Raw genomic sequence first — 4,555 nt, forward strand, 5'->3', positions numbered from 1 at the left:
GCTATTTCCTTTGCATTGTACACCCTCCAAATATTGAATATTTCACCCAATATTCATGAGATTGATTCATTTAAAACAAACTGGTTTGCCAACCGGCATTTACTTTAAGAGAGCTGCTTACCCTCTCTCTATTTCTGAGGTCTAGTCTGGTACGCTTCACAGGCCTCATTACCGGCCTCTCTTCACCCCTATAGTTCAACACCATTTCGTTTTCCTGATCGAGCAATTGAGCGAACTCAAAAATAGCCTCCGACCGCTCAGGGTACATTTCAATTTTTTCGCGAATAGTTTTAATAGTCTCCAGAAGACTGTCTTTTTCTATTCCATGCCTATCATTGGCACATGGCTCTGCCTGCTGTGTGATATTAGGAATGCCAAGAGCCACCTTATTTACCTCATGCAAAAGTCCTCTTAGTTTGCCGTTGGCGGTATTGTTCTCTAATTCTGATGCTTTAGAAACCAGCTTAATACTTTGCTCCAATAGCTTTAGATTTATGTTGCTCTTCATAGCTTTCCATTTTTAATCCAATAATGTTTTATGTTGTGTATGTTTTTGGCCATCGCCAAAGAGGCGGTTCGAAGGTTGATGTAGACACCGTCTGCGTCTTAACTTTTTCACCTAAACACCACCAACCTTCCTGTCTATCTCTTAACAAAAGCCTATCATTTCATTTTCGGATCGTGCAAAAGGCAGAGCCGCCAGATTTTCCCATACCGTATACGGAGCCTGCCTTTTGAGTAGGTGTAGCCGCATTAACCGAAAATTGTTGGAGTAAGCTTTGGACTGATAATCTTCTACAGCATGCAAAAACTGAAGCGGGCTCAAATCTTGCCCTATATGCATTTTGGGTACAAAATGCTTATTGAGAAACGCCAGTGACACCAATTGCCTGAACAAACTCAAGCGCAATTGATGATAGACATCGGCTACGGATTGTTTATTGACCACATCGATGTAAACCGACCGACTGACCGAGTCAAACTCAAAGCCACTCAAAAACACCTCAAAAGCTTTGATCTCTCTAAGCACATTTTGTACACACTCAATGACCCGGGGCTCTCGCTCCTCAGTCTGAAAAAACGACATCAGCCGAATGTGTGCACAGGAGTTTTGCCCACAGAAAGAACCGTATCGTTTAAAGAAATCGCGCTTAAACTCTTTAACCTCACCATTAATCTCAGCATAGGGTAAGGCAATGATCAAGTACTCGTTGAGTGCACTGTTACTAAAAAGCATGGGATCTCTGTCGTTTTGCATGTTCAAATATACTAAATATTTTAGCTTATCAAACTACATAAATTAGTTTATACTAAAATTTTTAACACACATTTGAGACTTGCATTTTGACGGGGTATTGCGCAATTTCACAGGATAAGACAGGAAAATGAAAATGCAAAAGACGGTTAGCGACTACATTATTAAACATTCGGAGTGGCAGAAAGAACTCATTCTTCTAAAAGATTTAGTATTAAGTCAACCGCTAGAAGAGACCATTAAGTGGGGCGCTCCTGTGTACACTTTCAAAGGAAAAAACATTGTGGGTTTAGGAGCATTTAAGTCTTATGTAGGACTCTGGTTTTTTCAGGGTGCTTTGCTCAAAGACAAAGAACAAAAACTGGTGAACGCCCAGGAAGGTAAAACTCAGGCCATGCGCCAATGGAGGTTCAATAGTCTTTCTGAAATTGAAGCCAACTCCAGCCTAATTACAGATTATGTAAAAGAAGCTGTGGCCAATCAAAAAGCCGGAAAAGAAATTAAACCGAAAGCAGGTAAGCCGCTGGAGATTCCTTTAGAGCTGCAAGAGGTGTTTCATAAGGATACTGAGCTAAAGGAAGCCTTTGAGGCTTTGAACCTTACCCGAAAGCGCGACTTTGCGGAATATATTACTCTGGCCAAACGTGCAGAAACCAAGCAGTCCAGACTAGAGAAAATAATACCTATGATTCGGCAGGGCATTGGATTGAACGACAAATACAAATAGCAACAATTAGGGCTTTAGCAGGGCCGATGCTTTCCTAAATTGCTTTAAAGCTAAAGCATAGGAGTCTGATCGTCTGTTCAAGGCGGCCTGAAGTTGAAAAAACCAACGATATGGCTGAAAAGTAGCTATATCTAAACGACTGGTGCTTACTCCAACCAAACGAGCAACTTCCGGCCCCAGTAAAAAGGCAACAAAGGCTTGAGACTTGCCCTTTATAGGTGAATTGTGAGTAGCCTGTTCAAAGTACTTCAACAAAGAAGAGGTTAGCTGCTGCCCGGCACTACTGGCCCTAAACTGACGCTCCCGAATGTTCCTTTCCAGCAAATAGGCTTCTTTATTGCTCTTGGGCAGCAATTCTTCATGAAGCCCCAGCAAGCGGCCAATACAATTCCAATAAACAATATATTCCAGTGCAGCTTTGGAACTCGGCTTCTTAGCCAGTTTCTTTAATCCTCGAATAACTATAAGGGAAAAAGCCAGATTAGTACCAGCCATATCTTCCTGATTTATGGGCTCACCCCACTCTTTCACAGACCAACTTCCTGAGCGTTTTGCATACCATCTGGCCGTTGCATGCATTAACCTAACTTTTAATAGTTGGGGCAGGGCTTTTCCTTTTGGGCCAAAAGCACCTTTGGCCGACACATCAAAAACAAACTCTGCGGTTTCGAACAAACGTCTCTCCGGCTCTTCCACAATTCGTTTAGACCTAACCAGCACCTCTGCTCCATTTGCCGCAGCATAGCAATAGGGCAAAGACAGCAGGCCTAACAACAGCATAATATCTGAAGCATGAGCATTAAAAAAAGCCTGCCCCTGTTGTAATAGGGAGACAGAAAAGCCTTTTGCCTCTTGTTGCATTTGTTCGTACAGATGCTGTAAAGAAGGCAATGCTTCAGGAGCCAGCTTACTCCCGTTATCTTCCAAACCATTAATTATAGACCAAAGGGCTTGCTTTTGGTCCGGGAAGTACGCTTCAATTACCGCATCGGCAGGATCATCGGCCACCAAACGATACTCCTCCAGCCTGGCTTTTGAAATATGCTCATACTTACCCATAAATGAACAAACTTGATGTAGCGGTAAAGGTTTGGCTTTCTGCCCGTTTCAATTCAAACCATATTTCGTTAATTTCCGATCCCACTTTAACCACTATTTATATGAAAAAGCTAATGGGCACACTGGTGCTAATGCTCTTGGTTACCGGTGCCATAAGCCAAACAGCCCCTCCCAGCACCGACATTCACGTGTATGAAATCAAAGAGAAAAAGGGCAAAATAACTCTTGGCAAAGGCCGAAACATTACCAACAGAAACGGTTATGACAACCAGCCCGCCTTCTTCAACAACGATTACATTCTCTATTCAGCCCATCAGGAAGATGGTCAGAACGACATCATGATTTATGACCTTTATGAAAACAAAAGCACCAACCTTACCCACTCGGCCGACAGTGAATATTCGCCCTATCCTATTCCGGGTTACCAGTCGTTTGCTGTAGTACGGGTTGAAGAAGACAATAGCCAACGATTGTGGCTCTACCAAATGGATGGAAAAACCGAACCGCAGCTTTTATTCGAAAAAATTCAACCGGTCGGCTATTTTGCATACCACGAAGGCGATGTACTCATGTTTGTGTTAGGGCAGCCGGTCACCTTGGTATTAGCCAACACTTCGGTAGTTGACGATGACATTATAACCAGCAACGTTGGCCGTACCATAAGGCATATTCCGGGTACTAATGAGTTTACCTTTGAAAGAAGAGAAGAAAACGGGTCTACTATTATTTACCGCTTAGAGCGTAGTAAAAACGAGTTTTTTAAGGTAATTGAAAAGCCTGCCAATACCTCTGACTGGACCATTACCGGACAGGGAACCTACATTACCAGTGTGGGCACTAAGCTTCTGGCTTTCAATCCAAAGCACCACTCCAACTGGCAGGAAGTAGCCGACCTGGGTGCAATGGCCTCTAAAGGAATTACGCGTATGGCTGTTAGCCAGGAGAATGATAAGCTCGCCATTGTCATTAACAACTAACATTATTTCGCTTTTTTGTCTCAAAAGTATTTCACAAATTCAGGCTGTTTTTTGGATCAAATCACGCGTTAAACACGATTTAATCGTATTATTGTTTTTCATTTGAATTCGACAATCTAACCACTTCAATAAGTAGCTATGTTCAAAACTTACACTTTCCCTAGTGTTATAGAAGGAAACAACACCGACCTAAGAAATGTATCTCCTGACCTGATTAACGGGCTAAAAATATTTCACAACAACGATGGTTACGTAATTGGTAACCTTGCCCTCACCGAGGGTGTGTCTCCACACAGAAACATTAATAGTGCCCCCGATGAGTTGGATTATAACCTACTACTCAAGTCAGGTTTATTAATTGCCAATCAAAAGTTGGGCAATCCGCTTACAGTAACGACAGGATTTCCTTTCTCTACTTTTCAGCTATACAAAGAGCAAGCAACGCAGCAAATCAACGCCAATCATGTGATTGAATACGATGCAGCTACTTACGGTGGAGGCTCAAAGAAAAATGTGCAGGTAGAAATTGATCATGTA

At 42.4% G+C, this 4,555-nt stretch carries 5 protein-coding genes and 1 pseudogene; 3 read left to right on the forward strand and 3 right to left on the reverse strand.

From position 1 onward, the window contains the following. Positions 1-70 precede the first annotated feature (70 nt). Positions 71-508, reverse strand: a complete 438-nt coding sequence (locus B3763_RS12830; RefSeq protein ID WP_286747042.1) for a hypothetical protein — start codon at positions 506-508, stop codon at positions 71-73. Between the two features lie 141 nt (positions 509-649). Next, the gene (locus B3763_RS12835; protein WP_189631198.1) at positions 650-1,258 is read right to left on the reverse strand and encodes a 2'-5' RNA ligase family protein; all 609 of its coding nucleotides are present in this window, start codon (positions 1,256-1,258) and stop codon (positions 650-652) included. 133 nt (positions 1,259-1,391) lie between these two features. On the opposite strand from B3763_RS12835, the gene B3763_RS12840 reads away from it, so the two are divergent. Next, positions 1,392-1,982 carry a YdeI/OmpD-associated family protein gene (locus B3763_RS12840; protein ID WP_286747045.1) on the forward strand — a complete coding sequence of 197 codons (591 nt, stop codon included), beginning with the start codon at positions 1,392-1,394 and terminating at the stop codon, positions 1,980-1,982. Between the two features lie 6 nt (positions 1,983-1,988). On the opposite strand, the gene B3763_RS12845 is transcribed toward B3763_RS12840, so the two are convergent. Beyond that, on the reverse strand, positions 1,989-3,041 hold the full coding sequence (locus B3763_RS12845) for an oxygenase MpaB family protein (RefSeq protein WP_286747047.1): 1,053 nt from the start codon (positions 3,039-3,041) through the stop codon (positions 1,989-1,991). A 2-nt stretch (positions 3,042-3,043) separates the two neighbouring features. Between B3763_RS12845 and B3763_RS12850 the strand changes: the two genes are divergently transcribed. Continuing rightward, positions 3,044-4,018 (forward strand): TolB family protein, encoded by a 975-nt coding sequence (locus B3763_RS12850; protein ID WP_286747048.1) that lies wholly within the window; start codon positions 3,044-3,046, stop codon positions 4,016-4,018. Between the two features lie 138 nt (positions 4,019-4,156). Beyond that, positions 4,157-4,555 (forward strand): annotated as a pseudogene (locus tag B3763_RS12855) (hypothetical protein); the annotation flags it as partial.

Origin of the sequence: Roseivirga sp. UBA1976, from assembly GCF_002336325.1 — a bacterium.
In the GTDB taxonomy this organism is placed as follows: domain Bacteria; phylum Bacteroidota; class Bacteroidia; order Cytophagales; family Cyclobacteriaceae; genus Roseivirga; species Roseivirga thermotolerans.